Source organism: Rhizobium sp. NPDC090275 (assembly GCF_044772225.1).
Lineage (GTDB): Bacteria > Pseudomonadota > Alphaproteobacteria > Rhizobiales > Rhizobiaceae > Rhizobium.
In genome coordinates, this window is record NZ_JBIVYL010000016.1 from 78,656 (window position 1) to 93,285 (window position 14,630).

Consider the following 14,630-nt stretch of genomic DNA (forward strand, 5'->3'; position numbering starts at 1 on the left):
CCACGCAAGTGCGCGGATCGCGTTGGCTGTGGTCAGTCGGCTGCCTGCACCTGCATCACCTGGCCTGGTTTGCCATCGACCGAAGAGGCGACGACGATATACCTGCGTTCGTCCTTGTGCTTGGACTGGACAATCTGGCGGATCGGACCAACAGCATTGACGATCGCAGAGCCTGCCGGATTGGTCATGAAGCTCGACAGGCCCTGGAGCGGTCCACTGCCGTCTGCTTTATCGGAGAGCGCCAGGATGTACATCTTCTTCGCCTCCAACCCGGTCACGGATGCTTGGAGCACCTGCGTCAGGCCTTGGTCGAACAGCGTAACGCTCGTCGGCACCGTCTTTTGCTTGTCGCCCTTTACTTCAAGCTTGATGTGGGCGGCAACACCCGCTGCGCCAAGCGGCTGCAGGTTCTGCATGCCATCGCCTTCCGGCACGGCATTCGGCACATAATTCACGGCCTGCGCCGCTTGGCCGATCGGGATCGTCGCGATGACCTTGTTGGTCAGCGTGTCGATCGCGGCCATCGCATCGGCGTTCTCCAGGCCGACATAGACGCGCGTACCGTCGCCGGATGGCCAAATCCCGTGTGGCAGGTTACCGACAGGGATTGTCGCGACTTGCTCAAAGTTATCCGTACGATAGACCTTCACCTCGTTGAGACCGCCGACCGTGATATAGGCGAAGCTGCCGTTCTTGTTGGTGACAAGGTTGACGTGGTTGGTGATCGGGCCGGTATCGATCGTCTTGATCAGATCGAACGGCGGCTGAGCGTTGAAGACCTGTGTCTTGCCGATGTCCTTCAGCGTGAACCAGACCTGCTTTCCATCAGGCGAGGCCGCGATGTTAGGGCAAAAGGGGCTTGCCTGCTTCACGTGCCCGACGATCTGGTGATCGGCGACGGTGACGACGACCGTCTCCGGATTGAAGGACGAGCAGATGTAGCCGTACTTGCCGTCAGGCGAGAAGATCTGCATGCCAGGACCTGCCGGCACCTTGATCTGCGTCTTCTCCTGGAATGTCGCGGCGTCGATGACGGAAATATAATCCTCGCCGCGGACCGTCACCCAGACCTCTTTGCCATCGGGCGTATAGAATGCCTCATGCGGCGAGCGGCCGACATAGGTTGTGTGCTTCACTGCGTTCGCCGCGGTATCGATGAAGGTCACGGAGTTCGAGCCGATCGAGACGACAGCAATCGTCTTTTTGTCCGGCGAAAAGCCCATGCCATGCACGAGAACTTGGCCCTTGTAGAGCGGCGACAGGTTGCCGGGCTGGGGGTCGCCGAGCTTGATGACGCCGAGCAGCTTGTTTGTCGACGGATCGGTGACCGAGATCGTGTTCGAGAACTGCTCTGCCGCATAGACGCGGTCCTTGCTGCTGACAGGGATTTCAGGGTCGGACGCGGCGAAGGGCGCCTGGCCCGCGAAGGCTGAAAAAGGCAATAGCATGCTGCCCGCCAGCAAGCTGGCGGCAAAAGAGGTCCGAATTGTCATTGCTGATGTCCTTCTAGGATTACATTTTCATTTTGGGGTCTGTGCCATACATGGTGTGGCCGGGCATGGTGTGTCCGGGCATGGGTGGGGCGGGGGCAGTCTCCGGTGCGACCTGTGTCGGTGCAGCCTCGGATGGGGGGAGCGGATCGCCGAGCGCGAGCTTCATGGCTGCGATCTCCTGTTGCTGATCCACGATGATCTCCTGCGCGATGCGCTTGAGCTGTTCGTTCTTGCCGTATTTGAGAACCGCGAGCGCCATCTCGATGGCGCCCTGGTGATGGGGCGTCATCATGGCGACGAAGTCACGATCGACATCGCCGGTGGCCTTGACAGCCATGTCGGCCATCATCTTGTCCATGGCGGCATCATTCTCAGCCAGATAGGCAGCTTCCGTATCCGTCGTCGCAACAGATAGGACCGTTGGCGCAACATCAGCTGCAAGGGCAGCGGATGCACCGCCTGCGGCAATGACCAGAGCAGCAAAAGCATCTAAAATCCTGTAGGATCGTCCGAACATTGGTGTCTTCCTGTGTCGGTTCAGTTGTGTAGACATCCGGCATGCGGATCTATTCCACCGGCGCTAAAATTTTTTCAGACGGGGTCGTCGAGGCCAAGTGAGGCCACCAAGGCAAAGGCTAAAATGCCGAGCACGATTTCAGCCGACGCCACAGAGCCCAAAATTCTCTGCGAGGGACGAGGGTGCGACCGGCAGTGCGGCACCACGAGGTATCGATTGATGATTGCCAGACATGTCATTGTCAGAGCGACAGCGATTTTAATGAGGAGCTTGACCTGATAAGGCGAGGTCAGATCCGTTGGAGGATGTCCGAGGATCAAAAGCGAATTCGCCAGCCCTGACAACAGCACCAGACCGACCGCGACATGGCCGGCCACGGAGAAATTGCGCAGCGCTTGCATCGCGTCAACACGCAGCTCCGGGCGCTTGATCGTCTGCAATAGCAACAGGAATGGAATGAGAGCGCCGACCCACGCCGTTGCTGATAGGACGTGCATGACATCAACAAGGGCGGTTATGATTGTTTCGCCCGCATGTCCGGACGCAGCACTGCTGGAGAGTGCCAGAGCCGCCGCAAGGACCGCTGCGCGCGACTTGCAACAAAAAGTGGCAGTAAACAGCGCGACACAGATGATTGAATGGACGAGCATAACCCGTCCACTACTTGTATTGAGCGCGACACTCATCACCGTGTCCGGCATCAGCGCGGATGTCCAGGCAGAGGCAATTGTAGCCATTTGCAGCGGGATCGCCGCCACGCTCGTCGCGGCGGCGATCGCGCTGCTAAGGAGAAGCGACCGCCGCAGCCCCCCTTGCAGCCGGACACGGGCGCTGCCCTGCGCAATCGCTGCGACGAAACCGCCGGCGCCCCAGCAGTAGGCCAAAGTTGTATCGTTGACACAGCGCTCAAGGCCAAGCGCAGCCAGCGGGCTCATGGCGTCACGGTGAAGCGATAAGAACCTGACGTGGAGTGGCCGTCCTTGGACAGCACATGCCAATTGACGTTATAGACCCCTGGCGAAAGCGGCCTGGTCGGAACAGCGGAGAGCGTCGTTGCATCTTCGGGGCCGATGATCGCGCTTTCGGTCGGCACCGGCTGGCCGGTTTCATCGGTGACTGCGATGGTCGAATATGCCGGCTCCAGGCCTTCGGTAAAGGTCAGGGTGACCGGAGAGGTGGGGGTCGAGGAGTTAACGGTAGCTCCCTCGGGCGGTGAAGCAAATTTCAAATGTGCATGGGCCCGTACCGGTCCGGCGAAAATCAGCCCCGAAAACAGAACGGCAAGGGGCGCGGCGAGTTTTGAAATCATGTCTTTGGTCCTTCGTGACAGGTGCGTCTGGGATCGTAGACATCCGTTTCATCGATTTATTCCATCCCATCGCTAAAGCCGAGGCCAGGGCATCCGACTGCTTCTTCGCAGTCCCTCACGAGGATGAACCAGGAGTGGAAAGCGCTCATCTGGCTAATGGGGGCGAGGTTCCATGGATTTACATCGATTGTCATCGATGACAAAGCGGAGACAGAGGTGTCCGATGATGAAATAGCGGTTACAGTCGTGGATCTGTTGCTGACGGGCCTTCTCGGAACGCCGATAAAGGCACGTGGCGGCAATCGCTGACCACAACTGTGGCGTCGAGCTAAGATCGACAATATCAGCCGGGACATTCGAGCTTTCCCCGGAACGACATGAGGTGCGCGCTCCGGCGTCCGGGGGGGTCACAGTCCGTGTCGAAGCCGCATCAATCAACCCTGCCGACCTTCTGATCTTGTTCGGCCCCGTGGACGCCAGTTCGCTGAAGGCGACGGGCTTTGCTGAGCGTCCCATCGTGCGGGGTGTGGCCTCACCTCAGAGGCTTGCAAGCGTCAGTGGTCGGTTTGGACAATCCTTGGCGATTGGCAATGAAGGGCCTGGCACCGTCATCGCCGCGGGCAGTGGCGCAACCCACCTCCTTGGAAGGGTCGTTGCCCTGCGTGATGGTATGGTTTCGCAGTTTCGGACTGTCAGCGCCTCGATTGCCTCGTTCTCCCGGAAGGAGCGGATGCACGTGATGGCGCGTCGGCGATGATCAACCCGTTGACCGCCTTGGCTTTGGTGGAATCAGTGCGTCGAGGAGGGCCATATGGCGCTCCTAAAAACCGCGGCCGCTTCAACCTTGAGCCAGATGCCCAACCCTCTGTGTCAGGCGGACAATGTAGCGCCGGTTAATATCTTCCGGTCCGAGCAACAGGCCATCCTGTAGCAGTCCGCCGGCGCTCAGCATGTGGTGGGCTCTTCCAAATACGATCTTCCAGACGCGATTATTGGACGCGATCGATCAAGCCGGGACCACTCTGGCCAATGACGCTATAGGCGTTGGCACGATGGCGTCCGACATCCTGCCATAAACCAAACTCAGACCCGCAAATCCGCGGTTTTCTCGCGCTACGGATCGCCGGTTCATCGGCAAGTCTACATATATGGCCTCCTTAGCACTGAAGATCGCGTATTGCGGCAAAATATCGTCACCGCGTGGAGTGTAGGGCCGGCTGATGAGTTTGCAGATGAAGACGTTCGGCACGGAAATGGAGGCGTTGTTTCAGCGGCGGATAGTCAGCGAATTGAAGACAAGCTCCGCACGGAATATGGCGAGAAAACAGGCTTGTCCGACCTTTTGCGACCTAAAATTATTGAGCTTTATGAAACGCCAGCGTCCGGGCGAAAATTCCTGGGGGTACCCAAGGCGGATTGACTTGACCAATATCTGTCGGCTGGCCATTGGCTCGTCGTTAAACCGGGTCCACAAGATCCGGCCTGAAAAAGCATCGGTCGGAAGTCGATCTCGCGATTCTCCACCGGTGTCGGCGCTCGGACAACTTTGAAAATGATACTTCCGCCTCTTGATAGGTGACTTCTGGGAACGAGTGCAGGGACAATGCGACGTCTTATGCTGTCCGGGGAATTGCCTATTTTCAGCGTGTCCACTTTGGAACAGAGGAGTTTTTCCCATGAAAATCGATTTGACCGGAAAGCGCGCAGTTGTAAGCGGTTCTACCGCCGGAATTGGTCTTGCGATTGCCAAAGGCCTCGCTCAAGCCGGCGCTGAGGTGGTTGTCAAAGGTCGCACCGAAGAGCGCGTGCGAGACGCAATCGCACATATCCGCAAGACTGCTCCAGACGCAATCTTGTCCGGCGTTGCGTCCGACGTCGGTACTGTCGAAGGCGTCGCAAAGCTCACTGCCGAATCAGCAGAAGCCGATATCTTGGTCAATAGCGTCGGTGCCGCCATGTTCAAATCCTTCGATGATCTCAGCGACGAGGATTGGCTGTGCATGTACCAACTCAACGTGATGAGCGGTGTCCGCCTGACAAAACATTATCTGCCGGGCATGATGCAACGGGGCTGGGGGCGCATCGTCTTTATCAGCAGTGAATCGGCCCTCAACCCGCCCAAGGAGATGATCGACTACGGTATGACCAAGGCAGCCCAGCTTGCCGTTTCCCGCGGCGTCGCCGAACTGGCGGCGAAATCCGGGGTGACGGTAAATTCCGTGCTTCCCGGGCCGACGCGTTCCGAGGGCTTTGGCAATGTGCTGGAAGGAATAGCCCAACAGACAGGCCAGTCGATCGACGCTGTCGAGAAAGGATTCCTTGAGCAGAATCGCCCGACATCGCTTCTCGGCCGCTTCTCGACTACCGAGGAGATCGCCAACATGGTGGTCTATGTCTGCTCGCAACAGGCGTCTGCGACCAACGGCACTGCGCTTAGGGTTGATGGTGGCGTGGTCCGCTCGATCATGTGAGGGCGTTAGTTGCCGAACGCCAGTCCGCCGCAACCCTTGCTGCGGACTGAGCGCCGACGCGGTTCAGACCATTTATCGCCTCTCAATTTTCCGTACGCTCAGACGCTTGTGAAGTGCGGAATGGGAAATGCCGAGGATCGCGCCCGGCTTTTGATGCAGGCGCCTACCTCTATATCGGACGCGGTCGCGGTTTCTCATAACTTGAAGGCCGCAGGTCGAGACTCGCTCCAACCCCCTTTACTTGCGACCGCGCTGCCAATGCGGCTGTGGACGGGTTTGGTTCGGTCGTATTGGCCTTCGCGCTACAAGCCGCTATTTTCCCCGCGAAGGCGATAAGCCATGGCCGTCACCGCCGAACGCAAGGAATATCCGAACTCGAAGCGCCTGCCTGAAGCAGACGTCGCGGTGATCGATCGTGCGGCAAGCCCGCGCGGACGCTCGCGAATGGATTTCGTGCGGGACGCCGCTGTGCGCGCCGCGAAGAAGTCCTTACGGATCAGAGGCTCATCCTATCTTGTGCCTAGGGCGGCTCCTGTTCCCGAGATGGTTGAGCTGGCCAAGCGCCCGGGTCCGTGGAAAGCCGGTTACGAGCCGAAGCAATAAGCCGTGGCATTATCGGCTCCAGAGCCGCTATGGCGGCGCATGATATCTCCGGATTTTCCCGCGGCAGGCCGCCACTCGATCATGGCTGAGGACGCGCGCGCTTTTCAATCAAGAGAAAGGTTTCACGGCGGTTCTCGTCGTCCAGGAGGCCCGGGGCGTAGTCGGGTATCACGGCTCCCAACGCTATCGTCCCCGCGATCCTGCCGCGCTCGATCAGCACCGCGCAGCCCCCCAGTCCGGTTCCCTCTCTTCTCCTCGGCCAGCTTGCGACGGACACGGAACGGGCGGGAAGAGGCATCGGCACCGGTCTGGTGAAACATGCCCTCAAGCGTGGATGCGTGATCAATAACACCAAAGGGGTCAATTTTGGTAGGATGTGCACGCCTCGCTCGTAGTTGGATCTTCGCGGGGTCGGGCGCTGCCGAGTTAAGCCGGTGGGCCGCACCTGATGGCGAAAGCAAGATTGGCCCGATCCTAGGCAACGAAAAAAAGATTCCACGGCGCATCGCAGAGGTGAATTGAATGGAAGTGAGGCCGCGCGGGAGAACGCGCGCGGCCGCCCTCGAACATCGAGCGTTGCACGCTACTTAGCGCTCGATTTATCCTTCCGCGTCTCGCGTTCCCAAGAAGTTCCTCGCTGCATACGGATTGCGAATTAAAGCCGCTCTATTGCGACTTCGATCGCGGAAATAACGGTTAGTCGTAGAGCTTCCGAAAATTTTTGCTCAACGCCTCAAATGATCGCCAGTAAGTAAAGCAACGCGTAAATTGCGATGCCCACTGCTAAAAGGAGTTTGGGTCTGAGCATTCAGAGGACCCGCCACATAATGGTTTCCGCATCATTGTTCGATGTCATGGCTTGGTATTTCTTGTAGAGGTTAAGCACGAACTTTTGTCCTCTGCTCGTCGCGAGAGGCTGGTGCACTTGGATGGCGGCCTCTATTTGAGACATGCTCACCGCGCCGGAAAGATTTCCCTCGTCAATGAGGCTCGAAAGCTTTGCCACGGCCTGTCCTCCCTTGCCCATGAAATCACCTTTGTTGGAAAGACCCTTCGCTTGCATGATATTCCCGCACATTTCAATCTGCGGCAAGTCTCCGGTCTGTCTCCGCAGGAAACATTTCTAACGTTTCGCTTAGTCAGTCGTCGAGGTAGGGGCCGGCCATCGAAAAGGCTCTCGCCTTACCGACGGGTTGCGGGGACCGGTCGATCCGCCGAGCTGCCGACATTCCACTTGCGGTCGAGTAGCCGAAGATGAGAACGCCTCGCAACCGGGCCAGAATCGGACCGGCCCCTTGTCTTTCTCAAGGCGACAGAGTTTCCGAGCCAACTGGGATCGATCCTCTGAGGGCTCTCATCGTGACATCGCTTCAATATCTCTCAGAGCAGCGACGATCGAATAAACATCATCTTGATAAAGGCGTTCACTCTCTGGACTTGCGTGAGCAAGGCCGCGGGCATGAACGATATCGTCGGCGGTAAAGTCATCGGTGGCCGGACATTCCCTGTGGTGCTTCTGCATCACCGACTTTGCCATCCGTAGCAGGCGGTTTCGTGTCGCGATGGCGCGGGCGGGGTAGACTTTCATAGGACAAACTCCTCAGGGTATGGATACTGGCTGCGAGGCCCGAGGGCCTTCCAAGTGGATAGAATGCGAGGGTTGCATTCCAACGAGTTGGCATGTTCGCGGCCTAGTTGCACCCGTCACGATTGGTGGCAACGAGTGTATAGGGGGCGTGATTATCGTCGGATGAGGTCAGCCGTATCAACACCCAGCGCTATCGCGAGCCGCTCAACGACCTCGATTGTCGGACTGTATATCCCGCGCTCAAGTGAGCTGACATAGGTCCGATCGATCTCAGCTCTATGCGCAAGATCCTCCTGTGACAGGCCTTGAGCCTGACGTGCCCGCCTCAAATTTCGCGCGAATATCTCCCTGATTTCCATTTTGACAGGAAAATTCTTGTGGAGTATTTCTCCACGGAGTATACTCTACAAACGCTCTTTCAATTTGTTTCTTTTTGGGGGTAGAGGTGGAACTCCGCCAACTTTCGCTTTTCCGAGCAGTCGCCGAGGAACTCCACTTCGGTCGAGCCGCGATCAAGATGAACATCGCCCAGCCAGCGCTGAGCAACCACGTCATGGCGCTGGAGAGGGAGCTTGGATGTCCGCTGTTCATTCGATCGACACGGCGGGTCGAGCTGACGAGGGCAGGGGAGACCTTCTATGATCGTGCTGTTCGCATCCTCAGCGAGATGGAGCTGACCACAGAGCTGACACGGGCCGCAGGCGGCAGTCGCATCCGTCAGATCAAGATCGGTACTGTCTATCCAGCCACCATGGGCATGCTACCCTTGTTCCTCGGCAAGATCGCCCGCAAGTTTCCCGATGTCCGCATCCACATTGCCTCAGGCAACACCGGAGACATCATCCGAGGACTGGAGACAGGGCAGTTGAACCTCGGCTTCATCAGGCCTGTGGAGAACATCGGATCGCTGCGTTTCTTCTCGGTTGCCCATGAACGCTATCTGCTGGCGGTAGCCGAGAGCAATCCTCTGGCTTCGCTCAACGAGATCTCGATCGTAGATCTACGCGATCAGAAGATCATTGCGTTCAACCGGCAGAACCTCTCCTTTACCGAGCGGTACTTCAATGAGAAGTTCGAGGAGTACGATCTGACGAAGAACGTCGCCTATAGCTGCGACGACACCTATTCGCTGGTCTCTCTCGTCTCTGCGGGCCTCGGCATCGGCTTTGCACCCGAGTGGACCACCGATATCCCGAACCGCAGCTTCGTGCTTAAGAAGGTGAGGGGGATCGACTTCAAGATCGGGCTTGGCATTGCCTGGTCGAAGGAGGATCCGACGGCGTCGCGTGATGATATCGTCGAGATCGCCAAATCGATGGTGCGGCGGGGATAATCAGCTGTGAGCAGCGTAGCTTCTGTCCCTCACCGCCATTTGAGGCCAGCGTCACCGCGTCCTGCCCCGGCTTTTGTCCTGCCAGGCTCGCGCCGGCCCAACGGCCTTGCCGTCCATTCGCTTTATTTGCGTTCTGGTGAACACATCCCTCTACGACCCAGAAATGGAAATCAGTGTGGACAGTGATACATGAACCACCACCCGGCGGACGGTACACGAAAGTCGACGGACGTGCCTTGCGCGTCTAGTGTCGGACAGGCACCCTGGCTATCTCAGCCCTGTCGAACGTCGACGCTCATATCGAACGACGCGATCAGTAATGGCGTCGGTGGCGAGTCACTGAGGCCGCTCCGGTACCCAGTCGTAAGGATTGGCCTTGAATACGTCCGGCTGCACCACGGGGAACAGGTGATTGGACCTGATCGCCATGGGGACGCAAACGCACAAGACTGTGACCATCAGGAGACGAACTCTAACACGCGATGGGAGCGCCGCGAACGTCGCGATTCCAAGGGGAAGCAAGACCATCTGATACCGCGGCTGAACGTACAAGGAAACAGAAAGCATCAGCCATGCGCTGAGCCAACACATCGCCATTATCTGCGGCCCGCGATCCGGGAATGAACGCCTTGCAAGGGCTGTAACGGTGCAAGCGCCGAAGGCGAGAACATTCAGGATCCCAAACAGCCAATACCCGACACCGACCCAGTAGGGAGCGCCCGTTGACTGCCAGACGACGGGGTACACCGCGAGACTTGCAGTGTTAAGGAGGCAGCGTTTTAACCACGCGAGCAAGGATTGGCTTATACTCAGAAACGACAAGTCGGGTGCAGCGAGCACCTGACCACTGATTCTTTGCGCGGTCTCGATGTTGATGTGGAAAAGTGGCAGCCACTCGGCCCCAAGCCAGATGAGCGGAACGACTACAGCGCACGCGCCGCCAACTACGACAACGACTTCCGCCTCGGATCGCTTCAAGGTTTCAGCTAGGGCGGCGGTCACGACGATCGCTGCGAGGATCGCGCCATACCCAAGCCGGAAAGCAGCAGCGCCAGCGGCGATGGCGATACCCATGACTATCCACTGTCGCGGGCGAGTGACCAAGGTCCAACAGATTGCAAGTGACAGCACCAGCAGCGGAAGCTCCTTGTTGGGCCCGGGCATCAACAGCAGCAAGAAAACATTGGCGCAGATGCCGACAAGTGCAAAGCCGTTTGATTTCGCGGCGCTGCCATTCAGCACTAAATGCTCGTATAGCCAGGCAGCGATCAACAACAGCGCGAGATTGACCACGGCGAACATCCAAGAGCCGACCAAGTAGCCCGGGGCATACAGGACGAATAGGCCGAGTAGGTCGACCCGATCGTCGTAAAACAGTATCTTGAGCGTCCCGATCTCGTGCAGCGAGTGAGCAAGCGCAGCAACGTCAGTCACCGACAACCCTGCCGCCAATGCAGGCCAGAAGTTCGCCTGTATCAATAGCGCACCGATGAATCCAGCTGCGGCAAAGCAAAACGTGATCCGCCAATAAACTGCGCGGATGGAAGCTCTGTCTGGGTTCCTCGCTGTCTTTACCCGCGATTTTGCGGCCCAGAGAATGCCGCCCGCCAACTGCAATGTCGCGCAAAGCAACCACACCCATCCTCCAGCTTCCACACCAATGCGGGGCGCGAAGTACAGCATGAAGGCCGATCCAACGATGAGGTTTACTACGTTGATCGTCCCGATCACTTTAGCCGAGCCGAACACCACCATCTGTTGATAGAAGATCTGGTACAACGAGTTGACGCCAACGGCCAAGAATATCAGCTGCAGGGGCAACGCGCCAACGGATTGCAATTGGGCGTCACGAATCCACCAGCGAAGAATGGTTGGCGCCAGCGCCGCCATCAAAAGGCTTGGTAGCAAGTTTAATACGACGACTGCCAGCGCAAGTTGCCGGAGCGAGCGACGTTCGCCGCGCGGAAGCTCTGTTGACAGGCGCGGAAGAAATGCATTGAGCACAGGGCCCTGAACCTGGAAGAACGCGAGGCCAAGACTGGCGACCGCGATATAACGACCGTAGTCCGCGAGGGACACCAGACTCGAGAGCGTGAATCTATCAATCTGCGAAACGGCCATGCCAGCGAAGATTGCGACCGAAAAACCTGCGGTTTCTTTCAAAAGTGCGAGCACGTCTGTGAGTTTCACCAGTGCGCGCTCGTTGGCCAGCTGCTTTCGAATTGACCACCGATTCACGGACCACTCCACACCGGTCAACGTGGTAAAGCCAACAAGGTAGGCTGCCGCTGTCGGCGACCACAACAGCACCAAGAATGCTGCCGCCCCATGCTTTGCAGTTGCAAACAGGGTCTGCCGGACGTTCACCGTCTTCTGTTCTTGGGTGCCGTTCCAAAAGCCTAAATGAACGGCATTCCAGAATTGGAAGAAGAACATGACGAATGCTAGCCGTACCTCGATGTGACCAGACGACGCTGCAGCTGTGCCTTGGAGCCAATGGGTTTGTATCCATCCTGCGAACAGGAATCCCGGGGCTGCCACCAGCGCGCCCACCCCCATATATGCGGCAGAGAAGATCCCGAACGTCCGAGGTAGGTTCGATCCTCCCGAGGCTTTGGCGCGCGAAATCTCGCGGGGGATAAGTTGACCTAAGCCAACTTCGCACAGCGCAAGAATTCCCTGTAGCGCTATGCAAAAGGCTACAAGGCCCCACTCTTGCGGCGAAAGCCTGTGCACGTAAAACGGGATTAGCAGGATGCTTAAACCGGCACGCCAAATCACGCCGACGAAGTTGAAGGCAGTATTCCTGAGAGCTTGCGACTGGCGGAGCGCAATGACGGGCTCGACTATTCTTTTTAGCTGGCTCAACCGACTGGCCCTCCAATCGGGGCGAATGAGGTTGAAAGACAGTTCTTAGCCTCATCTGCGACTCGATAGAATGGCGTAGCAACGACAAGCGCACACAGGGCGGAGCGGTGTAGAGGCGATTTCAAATATCTTTCCCTTGATCAGCGGGGGTAACGCGAGGATCGCGGCGCATTGCCTGCAGCTAGCGTTCGACCATTGAAGTTGGGTGTGGTTGTAAGCAATTTGATAGGGCTGCGTAAATAGCTGCTGTTCTCTGCCGGCGCGGTAGAGTTGAATCGTACGCGAGTGCCGCCGTCCTTCGCTCTTTGGTCTCAACCCCAAGACGGCATCCAGCTTCTCCGCCTCAGGACGCACGACTCGCGCAACCACTTGGCGAGCCTGTTCGCTGCTAAAGTGTTGGATTTCCTCCGAACTTGCTAAAAACATCGGGCGGGGCAAGCTGTTCGCCTAAAGCAAATACCTGACGGGTGTCGTGTAGATCAGCGTACCTCTAGACTATACGGTCGTGCGGTGCATGGGAAGCTAGCGCACGTCCACACTTGAGGTGCGTTGGGCAGAGCAAGCGTTATCTTGGTTCAAAATTTCCCCAAGTGCTCTCTGCGTCATCACGGGACACGTTCGTCAAGGAGGAACTGTCGCCAGCTGGCGTGGCAAGCGATCGGTGATGGCGAGTGGGCACAGCATGTTCTCGCGCTAGTCCGCCAAAACACCGTCTACCTTCAGCTCCAGGATACCAGGCTTTTGATGGAAGGGGTCGTGAGGACGCCGGATCAGCGGGTCGCGCCGGGCATGGCGCGGACGTTTCAGGCGACGGATTTCTGGAAGCTGAGTTTTCGGATTGAATGCCCGGCGAGGTTGGCTAAGGTCGAGTTGGCCTCAGATGCGTTCTGCTGGCTCGCATGCGGCGCATGAGCTTAGGGGGTAGCAGTGATCGAGGGGCGGTGCCCCAAGATTGCGACGAACGGGTCTAAAATCGCGTAGTTGGGGGCAAGCAGTCGATGCTCCAGGACATGTGAGGGTGCGATTTCGAGATAGGCAGTTGGCTCAATACGGTGCGATCGAATGTCGATCCGATGATGATTGAGGTCATGCGTATCCTCAATCATTCTGGATCAAAGATCCAAGTTGGCCTAGCGTGACCGCAAGGAAGCACCGCAGAGGCCGAAGCCGACTATCGCAGCCCTAACGCAGAGGTCCGATCGAAATTGTGCGCCATTGCGGGATGCCTCCTGCGCAGAGGTCGTATGTTTCCTATGGCGCGCTATTCTTCACTTATGTATATGCGGGGTAGCATCGCCCACGTTAGGGGCACCACTCGCACCTCAATGGACTCTCGATGAACATACTTTTAACAGGTGGAACAGGTTACATCGGCAGCCATGTAGCCGTAGTCTTATCCGAAATGAGCCATCACGTTGTCTTATATGACAACTTGTCCAACAGCTTGGAGACTGTGGCAGACCGTATTGGTGAGATCGTAGGGAAGTCGTGCGAATTTCTGCGTGGAGACATTAGAGACACGGATCTCCTGAAAACGGCGCTTCGGGAATATCAGATCGATGCTGTTGTTCACCTCGCGGGGTTGAAGGCGGTCGGAGAATCCGTCGAAAAGCCTGTTGAGTATTACTCTAATAATGTGCAGGGCACGATAAGCCTACTAGAGGCAATGAAAGCCGAAGATGTTAAGAGGCTAGTATTCAGCAGCAGCGCCACGGTATACGGCCAGCCGCAATATCTGCCGATCGACGAGAGCCACCCAACAAGCGCCACCAATCCCTATGGTCGCAGCAAGCTTCACATCGAAGAGATGCTGAGCGACCTCGCAATCTCCGATCCCGGTTGGCATGTTGCGTGCCTGCGGTATTTCAATCCGGTCGGCGCCCATGAGACCGCGCTACTTGGGGAGAACCCCTCCGGAAAGCCCAACAACCTCGTTCCGTTCATCGCGCAAGTTGCATCCGGGGCAAGGGCTGTTCTTAGTGTCTTTGGGGATGACTATGACACGTCAGACGGCACCGGGCTACGGGACTACATTCATGTGATGGACCTCGCGGAAGGTCACGCGTTGGCGCTGCAATTTCTGATTGTTAACGCCGGCTGGCATGCAATCAATTTGGGTACTGGCCAAGCGTACAGCGTTCTGGAAATGATCAAATCCTTCGAAAACGTCAGTGGTCGAAAAATAGCGTTCGAGGTGATGCCGCGCCGCTCCGGAGACGTTGCGGCGTGTTACGCGGATGCTGAAAAGGCCCGCAACCTGCTTGGTTGGACAGCAAGCAGGACTTTGGAAAACATGTGTTCAAGCACATGGCACTTCCAGCAAACCGTTGATAAGGGCATCGCCCAGTGTCCTAAGCAACCAGAATGCGATAAAGCGCGGCTTTGATGCATCATGACGCCCGAGCGGCGGTGAGGTGCGCTCAAGTGCCGATAGCAACTTAAACTTGT

Annotated in this window: 13 protein-coding genes; 5 read left to right on the plus strand and 8 right to left on the minus strand. The window is 57.5% G+C overall.

Going from position 1 to position 14,630, the window contains the following annotated elements; all coding sequences use genetic code 11:
- Positions 1-32 precede the first annotated feature (32 nt).
- From ACIQUB_RS29150 to copC, 4 genes are all read right to left on the minus strand, one after another.
- Positions 33-1,493, minus strand: coding sequence for a YncE family protein (locus tag ACIQUB_RS29150; protein ID WP_402934819.1), 1,461 nt, complete (start codon positions 1,491-1,493; stop codon positions 33-35).
- 19 nt (positions 1,494-1,512) lie between these two features.
- A complete protein-coding gene (locus ACIQUB_RS29155; RefSeq protein WP_402934821.1) occupies positions 1,513-2,010 on the minus strand; it encodes a DUF305 domain-containing protein in 498 nt (165 codons plus the stop codon).
- Between the two features lie 74 nt (positions 2,011-2,084).
- Positions 2,085-2,945 carry a CopD family protein gene (locus tag ACIQUB_RS29160; protein ID WP_402934824.1) on the minus strand — a complete coding sequence of 287 codons (861 nt, stop codon included), beginning with the start codon at positions 2,943-2,945 and terminating at the stop codon, positions 2,085-2,087.
- Complete coding sequence (gene copC, locus ACIQUB_RS29165) at positions 2,942-3,319, minus strand: copper homeostasis periplasmic binding protein CopC (protein WP_402934827.1); 378 nt, start codon at positions 3,317-3,319, stop codon at positions 2,942-2,944. The genes ACIQUB_RS29160 and copC overlap by 4 nt, the downstream gene beginning before the upstream one ends.
- A gap of 1,177 nt (positions 3,320-4,496) precedes the next feature.
- Between copC and ACIQUB_RS29170 the strand changes: the two genes are divergently transcribed.
- From ACIQUB_RS29170 to ACIQUB_RS29180, 3 genes are all read left to right on the plus strand, one after another.
- Positions 4,497-4,739, plus strand: coding sequence for a hypothetical protein (locus ACIQUB_RS29170; RefSeq protein WP_402934829.1), 243 nt, complete (start codon positions 4,497-4,499; stop codon positions 4,737-4,739).
- A 256-nt stretch (positions 4,740-4,995) separates the two neighbouring features.
- Entirely contained in the window at positions 4,996-5,790 is a 795-nt protein-coding gene (locus ACIQUB_RS29175) for an SDR family NAD(P)-dependent oxidoreductase (protein ID WP_402934832.1), read from the plus strand.
- A 339-nt stretch (positions 5,791-6,129) separates the two neighbouring features.
- Positions 6,130-6,393 carry a DUF1778 domain-containing protein gene (locus tag ACIQUB_RS29180; RefSeq protein ID WP_402934835.1) on the plus strand — a complete coding sequence of 88 codons (264 nt, stop codon included), beginning with the start codon at positions 6,130-6,132 and terminating at the stop codon, positions 6,391-6,393.
- 808 nt (positions 6,394-7,201) lie between these two features.
- On the opposite strand, the gene ACIQUB_RS29185 is transcribed toward ACIQUB_RS29180, so the two are convergent.
- The 3 genes from ACIQUB_RS29185 to ACIQUB_RS29195 all read right to left on the minus strand — a co-directional run bounded on the left by ACIQUB_RS29185 (position 7,202) and on the right by ACIQUB_RS29195 (position 8,340).
- A complete protein-coding gene (locus ACIQUB_RS29185; RefSeq protein ID WP_402934838.1) occupies positions 7,202-7,486 on the minus strand; it encodes a hypothetical protein in 285 nt (94 codons plus the stop codon).
- Positions 7,487-7,747: 261 nt separating this feature from the next.
- On the minus strand, positions 7,748-7,981 hold the full coding sequence (locus ACIQUB_RS29190; RefSeq protein ID WP_402934841.1) for a hypothetical protein: 234 nt from the start codon (positions 7,979-7,981) through the stop codon (positions 7,748-7,750).
- Positions 7,982-8,133: 152 nt separating this feature from the next.
- Complete coding sequence (locus tag ACIQUB_RS29195; RefSeq protein WP_402934844.1) at positions 8,134-8,340, minus strand: helix-turn-helix domain-containing protein; 207 nt, start codon at positions 8,338-8,340, stop codon at positions 8,134-8,136.
- An 86-nt stretch (positions 8,341-8,426) separates the two neighbouring features.
- On the opposite strand from ACIQUB_RS29195, the gene ACIQUB_RS29200 reads away from it, so the two are divergent.
- Positions 8,427-9,314, plus strand: a complete 888-nt coding sequence (locus tag ACIQUB_RS29200) for a LysR family transcriptional regulator (RefSeq protein ID WP_402934847.1) — start codon at positions 8,427-8,429, stop codon at positions 9,312-9,314.
- 336 nt (positions 9,315-9,650) lie between these two features.
- Here ACIQUB_RS29200 and ACIQUB_RS29205 read toward each other — a convergent pair whose 3' ends face one another.
- Complete coding sequence (locus ACIQUB_RS29205; protein ID WP_402934849.1) at positions 9,651-12,182, minus strand: lipopolysaccharide biosynthesis protein; 2,532 nt, start codon at positions 12,180-12,182, stop codon at positions 9,651-9,653.
- Positions 12,183-13,518: 1,336 nt separating this feature from the next.
- Between ACIQUB_RS29205 and galE the strand changes: the two genes are divergently transcribed.
- A complete protein-coding gene (galE, locus tag ACIQUB_RS29210) occupies positions 13,519-14,568 on the plus strand; it encodes a UDP-glucose 4-epimerase GalE (RefSeq protein ID WP_402934852.1) in 1,050 nt (349 codons plus the stop codon).
- Positions 14,569-14,630 lie beyond the last annotated feature (62 nt).